This is a genomic window from Paenibacillus sp. cl141a, assembly GCF_900109305.1.
Lineage (GTDB): Bacteria > Bacillota > Bacilli > Paenibacillales > Paenibacillaceae > Paenibacillus_AQ > Paenibacillus_AQ lautus_A.
This window is the reverse complement of the sequence record NZ_FNZO01000002.1, coordinates 61824-79886: the sequence shown is the minus strand read 5'-3', so window position 1 is coordinate 79886 and position 18063 is coordinate 61824. Positions and strand designations below refer to the sequence as shown.

Annotated in this window: 16 protein-coding genes and 1 riboswitch; of the genes, 6 read left to right on the top strand and 10 right to left on the bottom strand. The window is 52.6% G+C overall.

The genetic code is table 11. The annotated features are described in order from the left end of the window. Positions 1–152 precede the first annotated feature (152 nt). Both BMX45_RS05435 and BMX45_RS05430 read left to right on the top strand, forming a co-directional pair. Positions 153–1055: a LysR family transcriptional regulator gene (locus BMX45_RS05435; RefSeq protein WP_009593067.1), complete on the top strand. Its 903-nt coding sequence runs from the start codon at positions 153–155 to the stop codon at positions 1053–1055. Positions 1056–1108: 53 nt separating this feature from the next. Then, positions 1109–1918: a histidinol-phosphatase gene (locus tag BMX45_RS05430; RefSeq protein WP_090908850.1), complete on the top strand. Its 810-nt coding sequence runs from the start codon at positions 1109–1111 to the stop codon at positions 1916–1918. 230 nt (positions 1919–2148) lie between these two features. Here the strand turns inward: BMX45_RS05430 and BMX45_RS05425 are convergent, their stop codons facing one another. Continuing rightward, a complete protein-coding gene (locus BMX45_RS05425) occupies positions 2149–3057 on the bottom strand; it encodes a metallophosphoesterase (protein WP_090908849.1) in 909 nt (302 codons plus the stop codon). A gap of 97 nt (positions 3058–3154) precedes the next feature. Between BMX45_RS05425 and BMX45_RS05420 the strand changes: the two genes are divergently transcribed. After that, positions 3155–4534, top strand: a complete 1380-nt coding sequence (locus tag BMX45_RS05420) for an aldehyde dehydrogenase (RefSeq protein WP_090908848.1) — start codon at positions 3155–3157, stop codon at positions 4532–4534. 74 nt (positions 4535–4608) lie between these two features. Here the strand turns inward: BMX45_RS05420 and BMX45_RS05415 are convergent, their stop codons facing one another. The 5 genes from BMX45_RS05415 to BMX45_RS05395 all read right to left on the bottom strand — a co-directional run bounded on the left by BMX45_RS05415 (position 4609) and on the right by BMX45_RS05395 (position 9657). Further along, positions 4609–5295, bottom strand: a complete 687-nt coding sequence (locus BMX45_RS05415) for a potassium channel family protein (RefSeq protein WP_015737401.1) — start codon at positions 5293–5295, stop codon at positions 4609–4611. A gap of 216 nt (positions 5296–5511) precedes the next feature. Beyond that, a complete protein-coding gene (locus BMX45_RS05410) occupies positions 5512–6312 on the bottom strand; it encodes an AAC(3) family N-acetyltransferase (RefSeq protein ID WP_090908847.1) in 801 nt (266 codons plus the stop codon). Positions 6313–6444: 132 nt separating this feature from the next. Next, on the bottom strand, positions 6445–7209 hold the full coding sequence (sdhB, locus tag BMX45_RS05405; RefSeq protein ID WP_076324823.1) for a succinate dehydrogenase iron-sulfur subunit: 765 nt from the start codon (positions 7207–7209) through the stop codon (positions 6445–6447). Between the two features lie 19 nt (positions 7210–7228). Beyond that, complete coding sequence (gene sdhA / locus BMX45_RS05400; protein WP_015737404.1) at positions 7229–8971, bottom strand: succinate dehydrogenase flavoprotein subunit; 1743 nt, start codon at positions 8969–8971, stop codon at positions 7229–7231. 17 nt (positions 8972–8988) lie between these two features. Then, a complete protein-coding gene (locus tag BMX45_RS05395) occupies positions 8989–9657 on the bottom strand; it encodes a succinate dehydrogenase cytochrome b558 subunit (protein WP_090908846.1) in 669 nt (222 codons plus the stop codon). A 275-nt stretch (positions 9658–9932) separates the two neighbouring features. On the opposite strand from BMX45_RS05395, the gene BMX45_RS05390 reads away from it, so the two are divergent. After that, positions 9933–10850, top strand: coding sequence for a LysR family transcriptional regulator (locus BMX45_RS05390; RefSeq protein ID WP_009592853.1), 918 nt, complete (start codon positions 9933–9935; stop codon positions 10848–10850). 35 nt (positions 10851–10885) lie between these two features. Here the strand turns inward: BMX45_RS05390 and BMX45_RS05385 are convergent, their stop codons facing one another. Together BMX45_RS05385 and BMX45_RS05380 are read right to left on the bottom strand one after the other, a co-directional pair. After that, a complete protein-coding gene (locus BMX45_RS05385) occupies positions 10886–11560 on the bottom strand; it encodes a potassium channel family protein (protein ID WP_009592874.1) in 675 nt (224 codons plus the stop codon). Between the two features lie 16 nt (positions 11561–11576). Then, positions 11577–12917: a TrkH family potassium uptake protein gene (locus BMX45_RS05380; RefSeq protein WP_090908845.1), complete on the bottom strand. Its 1341-nt coding sequence runs from the start codon at positions 12915–12917 to the stop codon at positions 11577–11579. Positions 12918–12980: 63 nt separating this feature from the next. Continuing rightward, positions 12981–13125, bottom strand: a riboswitch (cyclic di-AMP (ydaO/yuaA leader). A gap of 290 nt (positions 13126–13415) precedes the next feature. Here BMX45_RS05380 and BMX45_RS05375 point away from each other — a divergent pair. Further along, positions 13416–15104, top strand: a complete 1689-nt coding sequence (locus BMX45_RS05375; protein WP_090908844.1) for a CPBP family intramembrane glutamic endopeptidase — start codon at positions 13416–13418, stop codon at positions 15102–15104. On the opposite strand, the gene uvrC is transcribed toward BMX45_RS05375, so the two are convergent. Both uvrC and trxA read right to left on the bottom strand, forming a co-directional pair. Next, on the bottom strand, positions 15076–17079 hold the full coding sequence (gene uvrC, locus BMX45_RS05370) for an excinuclease ABC subunit UvrC (protein ID WP_090908843.1): 2004 nt from the start codon (positions 17077–17079) through the stop codon (positions 15076–15078). The two genes, BMX45_RS05375 and uvrC, sit on opposite strands and share 29 nt — an antisense overlap. Positions 17080–17216: 137 nt before the next feature. Continuing rightward, the gene (gene trxA, locus BMX45_RS05365) at positions 17217–17534 is read right to left on the bottom strand and encodes a thioredoxin (protein ID WP_009592891.1); all 318 of its coding nucleotides are present in this window, start codon (positions 17532–17534) and stop codon (positions 17217–17219) included. A gap of 253 nt (positions 17535–17787) precedes the next feature. Here trxA and BMX45_RS05360 point away from each other — a divergent pair, with 253 nt between their 5' ends. Beyond that, positions 17788–17943: a hypothetical protein gene (locus BMX45_RS05360; protein WP_006212594.1), complete on the top strand. Its 156-nt coding sequence runs from the start codon at positions 17788–17790 to the stop codon at positions 17941–17943. Positions 17944–18063: the final 120 nt, after the last annotated feature.

Below are 18063 nucleotides of genomic sequence, written 5' to 3'. Positions count from 1 at the left end.
AATGAAAATAAAAATGTTTTTCATCTTTTTCGGCCGAAAACGATCCGGTTTGCTCCCTTCGTTGCTCCACCGGGGAGAATAACCTATAATTTATAACATACAGGTTGCACGCGATAGATGAGCGGAAGAATATATCAAGAAGGAGGAAGGCTATGAACATCAGCCAATTGGAAACGCTTATTACCATCTCCAAAACGATGAGCTTTCGCAAAGCGGGAGAGCTTCTTAATCTGACACAACCGGCGGTATCCGCCCAGATCAAGAGCCTGGAAGAAGAATTTAAGACGGTGCTGGTAGACCGGAGCCAACCCGTGACGTTAACGGACCGGGGCCAGGTCTTCGTGGATCATGCCGAGCAGATCCTCGGCATTGTGGATGAGCTGAAGCAGCGGCTGTCCGACCTTGATCAAACCCCCCAGGGTCATATCCAGCTGGGCACAACCACTTCCATAGCGATTCAGATCCTGCCACGGGTACTTTCCTACTTCCAGGATCAATTCCCTCACATAAAAACAACCATTCAATCCATGGCCTCTTCCCAAATCTACCACAGCGTGGAGAACGGGCTCATCGACATCGGGATCGGCTATCTGATCGAGCGCAATCCCAACTTAAGCACATCCGTTCTGTATTACGATACCTTTGAGCTGGTCGTATCCCCCCAGCATCCGCTGGCCAAGCTTTCCACGGCCAACATGGATGTGCTGGCCGGAACCCCCCTTATTCTGCTAACGCGCGACACCGTCGGCCGCCGCTTCGCCGATGAAGTCATGAAGAAGCACGGCGTTGATCCTCAGGTGGTCATGGAGCTGTCCAGCAGCGAAGAAATTAAGCGAATGGTCGAGATCAATCTGGGCGCAGCGATCATATCGAAGCAGTCCGTCGCGACGGAGCTGCGCAACGGCACCCTGCAGATCGTTCCCCTAAGCGAGCTTGAAGTCAGCCACCCTGTCGGCGTAATCTATAAGAGCGGGCGTTATGTCAGCTCGGCCATGCGCCAATTCCTTAGCGATCTGAAGGGCATGCCCGAGACCCAATTCATCAGCAGTGAATAATGCCGACCGTCCCATAGAACCATAACCAATCAAGCGACATGAAGGAGGTCAATATGAAATTCGATCTGCATACCCATCACTTTCGCTGCGGCCACGCCGACGGCAATATCCGGGATTACATCGAGGCTGCGATCGCAGCAGATTTAAAGGTCATCGGGATCTCCGACCATACGCCATACTTCGGAAGCCCGGAAGAACAGCCCTTCCCGGCCATCTCCATGGCGAAAGCGGACTTTGCGGCCTACGTGCAAGAGGTTCTGGACTTAAAACGGGAATATGAGGGGAAAATCAAGGTCCTGCTGGGCATCGAATCCGATTATTTCCCGAACCATGCCCAGGTTTACCAGCAGGCGTTATCGGCCTATCCTTTTGACTACATCATCGGCTCCATCCATCACGTCAGGGATGTCAGCATCTTCAACAAGAACCGCTGGAAGAAGCTGACGCCTCAGCAGCAGGTTGCGGATAAAGAGGAATACTTCAATCTGATCCGCCAATCCGCCCGAAGCGGAATGTTCCAGATCATTGCCCATATGGATGCGATGAAGGGCAATTATCCGCTGTTCTCCGAGATCAAAGCCGATGAAGCGATTGAGGAAACGCTGAAAGTCATTGCGGAATCGGGCCTTGCCATCGAAATCAACACGTCCGGCAAAACCAAGCTGTGCGGCGGCTGGTATCCGTCGAACGCCATATTGGAAGTAGCGCACCATCACGGCGTCGAGGTCACCTTCGGCTCCGATGCCCACAAACCATCCCGGGTCGGAGATGAATTTGACGAAGTGGCCAAGGTGCTTAAGGAAATCGGATACACGGAATGGGTCTATTTCGAACAAAAACAGAAGGTGCCCGTACCTCTTTAACGGGGTGCCCCTTCTGTTTTTCATTTATACCGGTATATTGGCAAAAAAATAGGCAAAAAAAGTGGACCCGTTACCGGGTCCGAAACATAATATATATTCTCAAAAGGGGGTCATGTGATAAGTTTAACCCGCGGCTGTTAGAGTTTGATAACAGGTATATTTCAATTGTGTAACAAATTCCAAGTGATCCTTTCATCTTGAAATTTTCAGATTACATATTCCGCTTTCGCTTAAACCATGGACCGCAGCGTAAGCACAGTAAGCTCCGGCTTGCATAAGAAACGAAAAGGCAGATGCGTCGTGCCGATTCCCCTGTTTACATAGAGCTGCATGCCTTGGGAACCCACGGTGTACAGGCCCTGCACGTAACGTTTGGCTCCAGGCGGCGTGACCACCTCGCCCACCCAAGGCAGGCGGATCTGTCCTCCGTGGCTGTGTCCGGATAGCTGAAGATGAAAGGGATAGGCTGCCGCAGTATCTGCATAATCTGGCTCGTGCATCAGCAGCAGCTTGAACATGCCTTCGGGCAGATCCCGAATGGCAGCTTCCGGATCCGGCGTTCCCCAGATGCCATCGTCCAAACCCGCAACGGCGAAGACGGCACCCTCCCGCCTCAGCTTCACGGCGTCGTTGCGCAGCACCTGAAACCCGGCCTCCTCCTCCAGAGCAATCAGCTTCTCTACGTCCCCGTAATCATGGTTGCCTAATATCGAGAATAAGCCTAGCGGGGCTTTCAGCTGAGCGAGCGGTTGAATGGCAGCCCTCATATCTTCCGCATTGCCATCCACCATATCTCCCGTAAAACAAATCATATCCGGTTTTTCATGATGAATGGCTTGCACCACGCGGGCCGCGTTGTCCGCCCCTGCATGAAAGCCCAAGTGCAAATCGCTAAACTGGACGATCTTCATGCCATCAAAAGCCTTGGGCAGCGAAGGAAACGTTAGCGTGTGTCTCGTAATATCCAATTGACGTGGCTCCCATAACGACGCATAAGCTCCGCCCGTAAGGCCAGCTCCGGCCAAGACGGAAACGCCGATCTTCAGAAATCGGCGGCGTGACATCCTCTTCTGTTTAAGATCTCGCTTCGCCTCCCCGCCGGCTGTACCCTGGGGCATCTCCGAAGATAGATTTCTCATAGGGGGACATCCTCCTATATAATAATGAAAGAATTCAAGTATTAACGCTCTTATGTTTATTCATATACATGAAATAACAAGAGAAAGGGGTTTATATATGACTGTTAACGATTCGATCGCAGCCATAGTTTCGGCACAGCGGCATTTTTTTCATAAAGACATCACCAAGGAAGTGGATTTCCGTCTCCAGCAGCTGACCAAGCTGCGCCTAATCCTGATTGCCAGAGAGAACGATATCATGGAGGCGCTGCGCAGGGACCTGAACAAGAGTGAACAGGAAGCCTTCACGACCGAGATCGGAATCGTCTACAAGGAGCTCTCCTTTATCATAAAGAATTTGAAGCGCTGGGCCAAGCCGCAGCGCGTCAAAACCGCGCTGACGCATGTGGGCAGCAAGGGAATGGTTTATCCTGAGCCCTATGGGACGGTTCTGATTATCGCTCCCTGGAATTATCCTTGGCAGCTGGCCATCTCTCCGCTGATCGGAGCCTTGGCCGCCGGAAACACGGCCATTGTGAAGCCATCGGAACTGACACCTAACGTATCCGCACTCATTACGGCCATCATGAAAGAGACGTTTGAGCCGGAATACGTGGTTTCTGTAGAGGGAGGCCCCGAGGTTAGCACGAGCCTGCTGGAGCAGCCTTTGGATTATGTCTTTTTTACCGGCAGCACCCACGTCGGCAAAATCGTCATGGAAGCCGCCGCCAAGCAGCTGACACCGGTAACGCTGGAGCTCGGGGGCAAGAGCCCTTGCATCGTCCACGAGGATGCGCCCCTTGCCCTGGCGGCTTCGCGTATCGCATTCGGCAAGTTTACGAATGCAGGCCAAACGTGCGTCGCTCCCGATTATGTGCTCGTGCACAGCAAGGTGAAAGAGAAGTTCATCGCGCATCTGAAAGACGCCATCACTTCCTTCTACGGCGAGACCCCGCTAACCAATCCCGATTATGGGCGCATCGTTTCGGAGAAGCATTTTGACCGGCTTTCCAACTTTCTGGACAACGGAACCCTCCGCCACGGCGGGGGCACGTCGCGGGATAAATTGCTCATCGAGCCCACCGTGCTGGACGATATCATCTGGGATATGCCGATCATGGAGGAAGAAATCTTCGGCCCGCTGTGTCCGATCCTGACCTATGAGGATCTGCACGAGGCGGTCCAAGCGATTCAAGCCCGTCCCAAGCCGCTCGCGCTTTATTTGTTTACCGAGAATGAAGACGTACAGGATTACGTGCTCTCCTCGGTTTCTTTTGGCGGGGGATGCGTCAACGACACGCTGATGCACCTGGCAACCCCCTTCCTTCCGTTCGGAGGCGTCGGCGAGAGCGGGATCGGCTCGTATCACGGGGAATACAGCTTCCACACATTCTCCCATAGAAAAAGCGTGCTTAAGCAAACCAACCGGTTTGATTTTAAATTCCGTTATCCTTCCAAGAACGGGCTGGGCATTTTAAAAAAGCTGATGAAGCCTTAGCTTTCATCCAGCTTTCGCTTTCCTGCCCCGTTAGCTATAACTAATAAAGGCGCACCGTTGTCGGTGCGCCTGTTTCACTTGGATGAATGTTTTCTGCGATGCGGCATATTGCCCTTTGTCTTCACTTCACCGCCCTCCGTCTCCAGTCCGTCGTCGCCGGGCTTAAAGATCCGGCGCAGCGTCCCCAGCATGGACAGCGCATAAGCAACGGTAACGAAACTAAAGGCAATCTCCAGCACCACGACAAGCCGGGACGTATTATCGACAGGGGCTACATCGCCATACCCGACCGTGACAAACGTCGCCATGCTGAAATACAGGAAAGTAATGAACTGGCTCAGCAAATCCTGACCGAGGTTCTCGCCTTCGAAGGAAACGCCTCCGAACAGCTTATAGATCGACATATACACCACCGTGAAAAATAGAATGCACATCCCCGCCGCCATGCTGATCCGAACGAGGGTCGTTTTCATATCGACATGCTGATGGACAGAGTCCGCAATTTTATCGAAGATATACAGCACATAAAAAATAACGGAACATAATGAAAACAGCAGGATCAAGGCCCGCATGCCACCTTCGCCGGGTACGACATGCATGAGATCGATCCAGCCGAGCAGATCCTCGACCGATATCAGGACATAAATGAGCAGCGGCGCCAGCAGCAAGGGCCTGCTGGACCACTTCTTGTCCATGCTGTAAAACAGATAGATCAACGACAGCAAGCCCGCCAAATTGAGCAGCCACATCCACCAAGACATCTCAAGTCCCTCCTTGAGGCCCGCAACCGCAACCTGCAGGCCGAGCCGTTAGTTTCTATTACCCTCGAAACGGCACCTCTGCACCTGGAGGTCATTGGATTGGCAGCTGGCAAGAGCTGACTTTAGCCCTGGTTGATGTCCGGATATCTTATGTTGCGTCGGCTCCAACACTTGCATGCGACCACTCCGAAAGCTTGTGCGATGCTTTGCGAAGATCTATCGGTTCTTCTCCATCCACGACACGGCATAATCCACCATGGCCCGCTGTTCAGCCAATATGCAGTCGGCTTTTCCTACGCGTCCATGGATATACGCATCGGGGCACTGCGCTTCGAAAGAAGCCCCTAATGCCTCGAAGTCGTCCGAATGATAGTTGATATCCTGAAACGCCTCCCACGCTGTCACTCCCTGTACCCTGCGGACTGGCGCGTGAGCGGTGACCGTCTCCTTGCCCTTCCAATTCGCGCGGTATTCGCTGAGGTGGAACGACGTATTGTTGCCATAACCACTGCCCAGCATAAGCACGTACGCACCCGCCTCATACAAGCGTGCCAGCGGAGATGCTTCGCCTAAGCTATGGTCCAGCGGATGGGATTGCATTAGGGCCCTGGCCTCCCTGCCGCGTGCCGCAAACGAAACATGCGGATGAGCGCTTCGGATAACCCCTTCTTGTTTACGGAACACTTCCGGAATGATCCCCATGCCCGAAGTGACCGTCAAATCCGGACCATAGGGCGGCATGCCCTCGCGAATCAGATTCCACCATTTCGGATCGGCCGGCGGATTTCCCCATGTCTTTGGATCGGTTAAGTTCGCGGATTGGGTCGGCATCACCAGCGTCCCTTCTTCCCCCAGCACGTCTTCAAGTGCCAGTATGACGGCCTCCGGACCGCCGACGATCCACCCGCCCACACTCTTGAGCGAAGAATGGACGAGCAAGGTCATGCCCTTCCGAACGCCCAGAGCGGCCAAATCATTGCTAATATCCTTTATCGTAATCGGTCTTTCTATGATCAAGTAACTCACTCCAGATTCAATTCGAAGATTTCCTATCCTAATTAATAAACACATAAATTATAGCACACAACAAAAAGCGCCTGTACCGAAGCCCATGCCCCGGTCAGACGCCTTGGTGTTGAAGTTAACCGATTAAACGCCAAGCCAGCGCTTAAACAGGTGTTTGGTCGTATCCTTGTTCATTTCCGCAATGGACGTTGTCAGCGGAATGCCCTTCGGACAAGAACGCACGCAGTTCTGCGAGTTGCCGCAGCCCTCGATGCCTCCGTCCTGCATCAGCGCTTCCAAACGCTCCTCCTTGTTCATCTCGCCTGTCGGGTGAGCATTGAACAAGCGAACCTGGGAGATCGCGGCCGGTCCGATAAAGTCTGTTTTTTCGTTGACGTTCGGGCAAGCCTCCAGGCATACGCCGCAGGTCATGCACTTGGACAGCTCGTAAGCCCACTGACGCTTCTTCTCCGCCATTTTGGGGCCGGGACCCAGGTCATAGGTGCCGTCGATCGGAATCCACGCTTTCACGCGCTTGAGGGCCGTGAACATGCGGCTGCGGTCGATCACCAAGTCTCGCACGACCGGGAACGTCTTCATCGGCTGAATCCGAATCGGCTGCTCCAGCTTATCGATCAATGCTGCGCATGCTTGGCGCGGCTTCCCGTTGATGACCATGGAGCAAGCTCCGCACACTTCTTCCAGGCAGTTGGAGTCCCAGCATACGGGTGCGGTGGTTTGGCCCTGCGCATTTTTGGGATTGCGCTGAATTTCCATCAGCGCACTAATAACGTTCATGCCGGGACGGTACGGAATTTCGAATTCCTCGGTATAGGATTTCGTCTCCGGATTGTCCTGACGTGTAATGATAAATTTAACGCTCTTTGAGGCAGCTGCCGTTTGAGACATCGTAAATCCCCCTTCCTTCTTACTTGTCTTTCGAATAGTCGCGAATCCGCGGCGGGATTAAGGAAACATCCACTTCTTCATATGAAATCTGTGGTCCATCCGGCGTCCAGGTTGCTTTGGTTGTCTTGAGGAAGTCTTCATCGTTACGATCCGGGAATTCCGGCTTGTAGTGAGCGCCCCGGCTTTCGTTCCGGAGAAGCGCACCCAGCGTCATGGCCTCGGACAGCTCCAGCATGTTCCACAGCTGACGCGTGAATGCTACGCCCTGGTTGTTCCAGCGGGAGGTATCCGTCATATTGATATTGCGGTAACGCTGCTTCAATTCCTTGATTTTGCCGATGGTTGCTTCAAGCTTGTCATTGTAACGAACCACCGTCATGTTGTTGGTCATCCATTCACCGAGCTCTTTATGGATCACGTAAGCATTCTCGGTTCCTTCCATCTTGAGCAGGCCTTCGTACTTGGTGGTTTGCTCTTTCGCTGCGCGGTCAAAGACCGTGGAGGATACATCCTCTGCGGATTTCTTCAGGCCTTTGACATATTCGATCGCTTTCGGTCCGGCCACCATGCCGCCGTAAATGGCGGATACCAGGGAGTTGGCTCCCAAACGGTTCGCGCCGTGATATTGATACTCGCATTCTCCGGCTGCGAACAGCCCTGGAATGTTGGTCATTTGGTTGTAATCGACCCACATGCCGCCCATGGAGTAATGGACTGCCGGGAAGATTTTCATCGGGATTTTGCGCGGATCGTCGCCCATGAATTTTTCATAGATTTCGATGATGCCGCCGAGCTTGACGTCCAGCTCTTTCGGATCCTTATGGGAGAGGTCCAGGTAGACCATGTTCTCGCCGTTGATGCCGAGTCCCATATCAACGCAGACGGAGAAGATTTCGCGCGTAGCGATATCGCGCGGCACCAGGTTTCCGTAAGCAGGGTATTTCTCTTCGAGGAAATACCAAGGCTTGCCGTCTTTATAAGTCCAAATCCGTCCGCCTTCGCCGCGTGCCGACTCGGACATCAAGCGGAGCTTGTCGTCGCCCGGAATGGCCGTCGGGTGAATCTGGATAAATTCGCCGTTCGCATAATGAACGCCTTGCTGATACACGGCACTGGCCGCTGTCCCCGTATTAATAACCGAGTTGGTTGTTTTTCCGAAAATAATGCCGGGACCGCCGCTGGCGAGAATGACGGCTTCAGCCTTGAACGACTTGATCTCCATCGAGCGCAGATCCTGAGCGGCAATACCGCGGCATACGCCTTCGTCGTCGATGACCGCATTCAGGAACTCCCAGTTCTCGTATTTGGTCACAAGCCCTGCGGTTTCCCAGCGGCGAACCTGCTCGTCAAGCGCGTACAGCAGCTGCTGGCCGGTGGTCGCGCCGGCAAACGCGGTACGGTGGCGCTTCGTTCCGCCGAAGCGGCGGAAATCAAGCAGGCCTTCCGGCGTGCGGTTAAACATAACGCCCATGCGGTCCATCAAGTGGATGATGCCCGGCGCCGCTTCGCACATCGCTTTGACCGGAGGCTGATTCGCAAGGAAGTCGCCGCCGTAAACGGTATCGTCAAAATGCTCCCAAGGAGAGTCACCTTCACCTTTCGTATTTACGGCTCCATTAATGCCGCCTTGCGCGCACACGGAGTGAGAGCGTTTAACGGGTACAAGCGAGAATAGATGAACGTGAGCGCCTGCTTCCGCCGCTTTGATGGTTGCCATCAGCCCAGCGAGGCCGCCGCCCACTACGATAATATTAGATGCCATTTTTCGTTCACTCCCCTTTAACTTAAGACTGTCTTAACTACATCGATCGCTGCCGTCGCCGCCTGGAATTCGGAACCGCGGAATGCTGTCATGGCCAGAACAAACAGCACGCTCATCAATACGAACAAGCCCATGCAGATGTAAGTGGATACCTTCTGCGCGCGCGGACCGACGGTGATGCCCCAGCTGACGAGGAACGCCCACAAGCCGTTAGCGAAGTGGAAGGTAGCGGAAACAACGCCGATGACGTACAGAATAAACAGAACCGGATTGTTCATGATGCCGTGCATCGTGGCGCCCAAATCGTCATGCGTGATCTTGCCGATCATGATTTGGAAGCGCGTATCGTACATATGCCAGATGACAAAAACGAACGTAATAACGCCGGTGATCCGTTGGATGGTGAAGCGGATGTTCCGTTCATAGTTGTAGTTGCCCACGTTGTTCTTCGCCTGGTAAGCGATGTATAACCCGTAGACGCCGTGATATAGCAATGGCAGCCAGATCAGGAACAGCTCGAGGAAAAAAATCAGCGGCATGCTGTTCAAAAAATGCACCGCGCTCGCGAAGCCTTCCTTTCCACCCTCGAAAGCCTTAAAGTTGGAAATCATATGGCTGAGCAAAAATGCCCCAAGCGGTATGACACCGAGCAAAGAATGCAGCTTTCTGGAATAATACCCTTTCATCAGTTGACGTTCCCCTTTCCAATGTACAGCGTTTTCATTTTCAATCTTTCCTATTTTCAGAACAATTACACTTCCCCTGCCCTAAAAGAGGTTGTTCAAAAAGCCTTGCAACGACAAAAAGTTGCCTATTTCAGCAATCGTGTGAACAACTTGTGTCATGTTTCATGTTACTCCTTTTTTTCTTATAATGGAATTGCAATATAATTATTAATCGTTATAATCTATACGCATAAGCAACGTTTTACACGCATGTCTATTTTAATAGGAGGATTTCCATGTTCGAAGAACTGGACGTGTTCGCCGTCGTCGTGGAGCAATCCAGCATCAATCAAGCCTCCAAGCTGCTCAACCTGTCACAGCCGGCCCTGTCCCGAAAAATAGCCAAGCTGGAGGACCAGCTCGGACTGCAGCTGTTCAACCGCCGCGGCAAAAGGCTCGAGCTTACCTCCATCGGGCAGATTGTGTATACCTTCGCCCTGGAGCAGCGCCAGCAGCAGATCAAATTTCTGCAGACCTTGGCCCATTACCGGGAAGGGGACCAAATCTCGATTAACCTGGGCGCCAGTCTGACCACGCTGCAGACCACCCTGCCCCCACTGGTCAATGCCTTCATGGAGCGTCATCCGTCAGCCGAAATCAAGCTCATCACCGGCAAGACCCATGAAATCGTGTCTTATGTAAGGGATAAACGGGTCGATGTCGGCATTGTTGCTTCATCCATCAATCAGCCGGGCTTGAATTGCATCCCGCTGTTCGATGACCACCTGGAGCTTGTCATCCCGTCTTCACATCCGCTGGCGGAAATCGAGGATGTGGGCATCGAACAGCTTCAAGGCTTGCCGATGATCATATTTTCGACCGGAACCTGGTACCGCAAGCTGACGGACGATCTGTTTCACCGCTGGGGCATCATGCCCGATATCCGGATGGAGATCGACTCTTTCGAAGCGATCGTCAGGCTGATCCCGACCTGCAAGGCGGCCGCGCTGCTGCCCAAATCTTATCTAAGGCCGCAGCTGTTGTCCGATAACGGGCTGGTCGACATTCATATTCCGGCACTCATCGAAACCCGGCGAACGACTTCGCTGATCTACGGTCAAGCCTCGGAGCTGAGCAAGGCGGCCAGCCGCTGGATCGAAGAAACGGAGATCCTGTTCCGCAAGCTGGAGGAAAATAAATCGAAAAAAAACTGACGATTTTTCGCGATCGTCAGTTTTTTCTACTATATTTATTTTTCGAGCATATTCACGACTTCGGACTCAAAGCGGTCCACGTTGTCATTGGAGCCGATGACGACCATAATGTCGCCGGAGTTCACGACGTCCATGGCCGTCGGAGCTACGATAATGCCGGACTGTTTATTCAGCGCCACCACGCTGACGCCGTACCGGACCCTCGTATTAAGCTCGCTCAGCGTTTTTCCGTCCATGCAGTCCGTGACTGTCATCTCCACAATCAGATAGTCCTTGGATAATTCGATATAATCAAGCAGGTTTGGCGTCACGAGCTGGTGCGCTACCCGGATCCCCATATCCCGCTCGGGAAAGATGACCCGGTCCACGCCAAGCTTCTCCAGCGCCCGGCCGTGCAGCACCGAAATCGCCTTCGCAACGACCATCGCGACACCCAGCTCTTTCAACAGGATGGCGGAGAGGATGCTCATCTGAATGTCGTTCCCGATCGCAACGATCCCGCAGTCGAAGTTGCGGATGCCAAGTGATTTAAGCACTTCCTCATCCGTCGCGTCCGCCACCACCGTATGGGTCAGCAGCTCGCTCATGTCCTCGACGACCTCTTCGTTCCGGTCGATGCCGAGCACTTCATATCCCTGTTCCATCAACTCCAGCGCCAGACTGGCGCCAAATCGCCCCAAACCGATGATTGCAAATTGCTTTGGTTTCATGGCTCTCCTGTACCCCTTATCCAATTATCATTTTGCCTTCCGGATGACGATATAATTCTTTACCCTTTTTCGGCCCCAGTGCATAAGCAAGCGTCAAAGGTCCCAATCGACCCGCAAACATCGTAAGGCTGATCAGGATCTTGCCGAACACGGTCAAATCGGGCGTTAAGCCCATGGAGAGACCCACCGTACCGAAGGCGGATGTCGTTTCGAATAGAATCTCCAGGAAGTCCCCTTCCTCTGTCGTCGACAGAATCATCGAGACGGTAAGAACGAGCAGCAGGGCCAGCAAGGCAATGGTCAGTGCCTTCAGCACCCGCTCCTGGGCCAGGCGATAACGGAACATGACGATGTCTTCCCGCCCGCGCATCATCGCAATGACCGCGCCTACCATAATGGTAAAGGTCGTGGTTTTGATGCCGCCGCCGGTTGACCCTGGAGATGCTCCGATAAACATCAGAATAACGATAAAAAATTGCGTTGCCTGTCTGAGCCCCGTAATATCTATAGTATTCGCTCCCGCCGTACGCGGCGTTACGGATTGGAATAACGCGCCGAAGAATTTCCCGCCCCAGTTTAGGGAACCCAGCGTTCTCGGATTGGTAAATTCAAATATGAGAATGACGATAAATCCGACCGCAAGCAAGGCAGCCGTCATCGTGAGCACCACCTTGGAGTGCAGGGAGAGCCTCCGCTGTTTTCGGTAATCGATCAGATCGGACAGCACAATAAATCCAATGCCCCCGGAAACAATCAAGAACATCACGACGAAGTTGACTACCGGATCGTATACATACCCGGTCAAACTCCGAAAATCGCCAAACAAATCGAAGCCGGCATTGTTAAACATCGTCACCGCATGAAAAACACCGTAATATATCGCCCGGCCCAGCGGCATATCAAACGCCCAACGAACCGATAAAAGGACTGCGCCGCAGGCCTCGATGACAAGCGAGTACAGCAATACTCTGCGTATCAGCCTTACGATGCCTTCCATCGAGGACTGATTCATCGCTTCCTGCAAGATTAGACGGTCTTTGAGCGATATGCGCCTCTTCAGAACCAAGGCGAATAAAGTAGCCATCGTCATGAATCCGAGCCCGCCCATCTGAATCAGCAGCATGATCACGACTTCTCCGAAGGAACTGAATGTCGTTCCTGTATCCACCACGACCAGGCCCGTTACGCACGTTGCCGAGGTCGAAGTGAACAAGGCATCAATAAATGCAAGCGGTTCGCCCGTCGTCGTCGAGATTGGCAGCATTAACAGCCCGGTCCCGATGAAGATGATGGCCGCAAAACCAAGCACGAGAATTTGAGGCGGAGACAATGTAAGCCAGTGCAATTTAGCGTTCAATCGGACACCTTCTTTAAAAAAATCAACGAAAAAAGACACTGGAAAACGCAGTGCCTTTCGGTCTGGTTCCTGTGCAACAGCCTACGAGGTTAGCTGACGGATTCGGGCATTTCCACAGGTCGCCCTATTCATTATTCCGGGAATAATGAAATTCACCCCAATTACATGGTTCCCCCATTTTCATTACGAAATTCGGCTGGAATATTCGGTTCCTTCAAGCATGATGTGATTATAACTCAATCCGGTACGTAACCCAATGCCGTTTTTCGCCCGAAATATCTTTAAAAGAGCGCGAATTGGGCATATTCAAGAATACAAGCGTAGGGTTCTCTAACGTTTTCGAAACCTTTCATTCATTTTCATCGATTTATTTCAATATTCCGATAATTGGGATAAGCTGCTTATGGCTTTCATACTATGTTATATTGACTCTATGCGTTCTTAATCAGACATATCGAATACCAGTGGGAGTATCAACTTTCTTAGAGGAGGAGTTTCATGAATCGTGCAAGAGAGCCCTTGAAGCTGAAGCCCAATCTGAAGCAGCTCATCGCGCCTGCCGCAGTCGGCCTGATTCTGTTCCTATTATTTCAGGTATTTCCGTGGGCGAATCCGGACGATACCGAGATGGCCTCGCCGGATATTATTTCCAAGGAGCAGGCTCGGCAGGCAGCTTCAAGGTTTGCTCAGGAGCATCTGCAGTTTGCGGCTGCGGACACGGACGAAGCCTTGGTTACATATCAATCCAAATCGGAACTTTACGGATATCTGGCGAAGGAGAAGAGGCTTTCGGAATATAACAAAACCTATGAAGCCAAATATCCCTATGACGTATACCGCGTTCGCTTCAGCGAGCCTGGAGGCGATGCCCTCAATGTGGACGTGCACATGCAGAATTCGGGGGTCGTCGGATTCTCGTATGATTATGCCCGCTCCAGCTATGACCGGATCGAGCTGAACAAGGGCGAGATTCAGAAGCAGATGCTGCTCGTCGTTGAGGACGGCATGACATTGGCCGAGAAGCAGGCGCTGGCCGAGCCATGGCTTCAGCGGGCGGGTTATGACCTGTCGAATCTGGAGCTGGTTACGAAGGAAGGGGAGCCCCGTCTCCAATATGTGGACCCTGAATCCAGGATCGGGGACTCCAGGCTGGAGCACCGCTTCACCTTCGAGCAGGGGAAATTGCGCTCTTACGAGCCCTCCTTCTCGGTCCCGGCCGCCCACTCCGCTTATGTCAACAAGCAGACGCAGGATGCCACGCTGCTGACGCTCGCAGGGTACGGACTGTTCACCCTTATCCTGGGCATTCTTGCAATTGTGTACAGCGTGAAGACCAGAGCCTACACCTCGTTTAAGCGCGGCCTGTTCTTATCGGCGCTGCTGTTCGTCATTCAGATGCTGAATACGTACAATCTGATTCCCGTTTTCAAATCCGAAGGCATGTCGCAAACCGGCGTGCTCGGGATGATGATTTTCTATGCCGTCTATTCGCTCGTTTTCTCCGCCCTGCTCTATTTCTCCCTTGTCGGCGGCAGCGGGCTATGGCATAAAGAAGACGGGCTCAATCCATGGCCGCGCGCCAAAGAACCCGGATACGGGCATTACGTGCTGGATAGCATGAAGCTAGGGTATATGTGGGCCTTCATCCTGCTTGGCGTCCAATCCGTCATCTTTATCGGTCTTAGTCTGACCCTGAATACATGGTCCACCACGGATGCGACGCAATCGCCTTACAATATGCTGTATCCTTGGCTGTTTCCATTGATGGCCTGGCTGGCCGGCATATCCGAGGAGGCCGTGTACCGGCTGTTCGGCATCAAGATGGTGAAAAAGATCGTTCGCAATACCTTTGTCGCAAGCTTGATCACCTCACTCATCTGGGCGCTGGGACATACGCTCTATCCGATATACCCCGTGATCTCCCGGCCGATTGAGCTGGTCATCATCGGTTTGCTGTTCAGCTACATCTTCTTGAAATACGGGTATTTAGCGGCCATGTTCTCCCATGTCATCTTCAACAGCATCCTGATGGGCATCAGCCTGATCATGCTCAAGGATGCAGCCAACCTGCTGACTGGCGTTTTTTACATGGTGCTTCCGGCGATTGTCGCCTTTGCGATTTACCGTTTCAACCCGACAAAAAAAGAGAAGCCGTATGTCACGACTCCTCCTCACGAAGTGCATTAAGAATATCCGTTGCTAATTTTTCACCGATTGAAAGGGGCTTGAAGTCTTCGACTGAAGCCTCTTTTATTTTTTTGACCGAGCCAAAATGCTTCAGCAGCATTTTGCGGCGCTTCTCCCCGATGCCCGGGATCGAATCCAGCTTGGACGTCACCATTGACTTCCCGCGCTGCTCGCGGTGGAAGGAAATCGCGAAACGGTGAACCTCATCCTGAATGCGCTGGAGCAAATAGAACTCCTGGCTGTCCCGAGGCAGCGACACCGGCTCCGGCGGGTCTCCGACCATCAGCTGCGCCGTTTTATGCTTGGCATCCTTCACAAGCCCGCAGACCGGGACGAACAGCCCCAGTTCATTCTCCAGCACGTCGACGGCTGCTGAGATCTGTCCCTTCCCCCCATCGACGACAATGAGGTCCGGAAGCGGCAGGTTCTCCTTCAATACACGCTCATACCGCCGCCGGATCACTTCACGCATCGTATCGTAATCGTCCGGCCCCTGCACGGTACGGATCTTATATTTGCGATATTCCTTCTTATCCGGTTTTCCGTTGGTGAATACCACCATGGCCGATACCGGGTTTGCGCCTTGAATGTTCGAGTTATCAAACGCCTCGATCCGGTCCAGCGACTGAAGGCCGATCACCTCGCCCAGATTGGCCGCTGCAACCGATGTCCGTTCTTCATCGCGCTCAATCAAGCGGAATTTCTCGTCCAGGGACACCTTCGCATTATCCGACGCCATGCCGACCATCTGTTTCTTCAAGCCCCGCTGCGGCACGTGAACCTTCACGCCCAGCCATTCCTGCAAGGCGGCAGCGCCCCCGGCAGCATCCACGAGGCCCGCGGCCTCCGCCTGCTCCGCTTGGGCTTGGACAAGGACTTCCTGCTGTTCGTCGGATGTATCCGCGGTCAGCTTCTTCTCCGTTTCCTCCGCTTCGCCTGCGTCCCGGGCACCTTGATCCCCGGCGCTTCCGGTTGCCGTCTCGGAGCCGGCCTCCTCTGCCAACAGCGGCCCCGGAAGCAGAATTTCCTGCGGCAAAGCGGGATTATCGCTGTAATACTGGGCTATGAACGACATGAAGTCACTGTGCGCATCCCCGTAGAACGGAAAAACGGACTTGTTGCGCTGCACCATTTTGCCTTGGCGCATGTACAGAATCTGCACGCACATCCAGCCTTTGTCCACGGCATAACCGAATACGTCGCGATCCCGGGTATCCGTTGTCGTGATCTTCTGCTTCTCCATCAGGGTATCGATATGGATGATTTGGTCCCGCAGCTCCTTGGCACGCTCGAAATACAAATCCTCCGCGGCCTCCTGCATTTTCCGCTGCAGTTCCTTCTTGATCTCTTCGTGCCCGCCGCTCAGGAAGGAAGTGATCTCTCCCGTAATCTGTTCATAGGCGGATTTCGGCACTTCCTTCACGCATGGAGCCAAGCATTGTCCCATATGGTAATACAAGCAGACCTCTTTCGGCATAACGCCGCATTTGCGCAGTGGATACATCCGGTCCAGCAGCTTTTTGGTCTGCTGCGCCGCATACGCATTCGGATAAGGACCGAAGTATTTGGCTTTATCTTTAAGCACCCTTCTGGTCACTTCCAGGCGGGGATGCTCTTCATTCGTTATTTTAAGGTAGGGATAGGTTTTATCGTCCTTCAGCAGCACATTGAATCTCGGCTGATGGGTTTTGATCAGATTGCACTCCAGAATTAACGCTTCCATGTTGCTGCCCGTCACGATGTATTCGAAATCGCGGATTTCCGAAACGAGCATCTGGGTCTTCCCGTTATGGCTCCCGGTAAAATACGAGCGCACCCGGTTCTTCAGCACTTTAGCCTTGCCCACGTAAATGATCGTGCCTTCATGGTTCTTCATAAGATAGCAGCCCGGCTGATCCGGCAGCAATGCCAGCTTGTGGCGAATATTCTCCTGCGCCTTCTCCTGCTCCTGAAGCCGTTTGGCAAAATCGTCCATGCTATTCCTCCTCTCCAAGGAGATTGTATGATAGTAACGTTATAAATATATACCATGATAAGGAACCACACAAAGCGCCTCCGGGTTACACCGAAGGCGCTGTATGAAAGCGGATTGCAGTCTATGGCAAATCCTGCTTATTGATGTTTTGCAATGATGCCCTTCAAGGCTTCTTTGGAGTTCAGACCTACGACTTTATCGACAGGCTGGCCGTCTTTAAAGAAGATCATGGTCGGAATACTCATGACGCCGAAGCGTGCTGCGGATTCCGGATTCTCATCCACGTTCACCTTTGCAATTTTTACATCATCGCCGAGTTCTGAAGACAATTCGTCCAGAATCGGAGCAAGCATTTTACAAGGGCCGCACCATGGCGCCCAGAAATCAACTACAACCGTGCCTTGTCCTTCTACTTCATTGACGAAGGTTTGGTCGGTAACATTGACGATAGCCATTGTATTCTCCTCCTCACAGGATAAGATCGAGTAAAGTGCGAATCATAATTGTCGAATGGGTCGACGAATTTAGTATACCACAATCGGCCGGAAAAAGTGAAATATACTCACCTAAAGAAAGAGGTTTTCACGGGATTTTTATGCAATCTTTACAAATGATTTGCGCATTGGGTATACTACTAGTAACAAGTCGGGTGACGGTCAAGTTTTTCGTGTTCGCACGGCATGTTCACCTTTTGAGGAGGCAAGCACCATGGATGTAAACGTACGCGTTAACGATCCACGGGAGCACATCAATGAAGAACCACGCAATGACTTTGGCGATTTGATGATGGGCTTCGTGGGGATGTTCGGTTTCATGACCATCATCTTTTTCGGATTCGTCATTATCAAGTTCTTGGTTGGTTAATATTTGATGATTCCTTGTGCACAGATAAAAAGTCTGGTCCTGCGCGCTCCATGCGCAAGCGGGATCAGACTTTTTACGATTCAAGGGACGTTTGTCCACTCTGTTCATGCCGTCGTTGCA